Consider the following 389-nt stretch of genomic DNA (forward strand, 5'->3'; position numbering starts at 1 on the left):
GGCATAAGACGAACCGGACTGGAAGGCGCTCTTTGCCTTCTTGGCCGGTTTGGCTTATGACATGTGCCTCTAAGCCCTGCAGCTGGACAATAGAAGAGCGGAGGCGGCTCGCTCAGCTCCGACAAGCATATGATGAATGGGCCGGGAAGGCGTTCTTTGCCTTCTTGGACCATTTAGCTTATGACCTCGAGGGGCTAGCCGCCGGAGCTGGACAATAGAAGAGCGGAGGCGGTTCGCTCAGCTCCGACAAGCATATGATGAATGGGCCGGGAAGGCGTTCTTTGCCTTCTTGGCCCATTTAGCTTATGACCTCGAGGGGCTAGCCGCCGGAGCTGGATAATAGAAAAGCGGAGGCGGTTCGCTCAGCTCCGACAAGCATAAGATGAATG

The 389-nt window shown here is 56.0% G+C and carries 1 protein-coding gene; it reads left to right on the forward strand.

Annotated features, from left to right (window positions below):
* The coding region (locus AAEO50_RS21345) for a hypothetical protein (protein ID WP_341986339.1) at window positions 1–218 on the forward strand (218 nt) is incomplete at its 5' end.
* Window positions 219–389 lie beyond the last annotated feature (171 nt).

Origin of the sequence: Rossellomorea oryzaecorticis, assembly GCF_038405515.1 — a bacterium.
Taxonomy (GTDB): Bacteria; Bacillota; Bacilli; order Bacillales; family Bacillaceae_B; genus Rossellomorea; species Rossellomorea oryzaecorticis_A.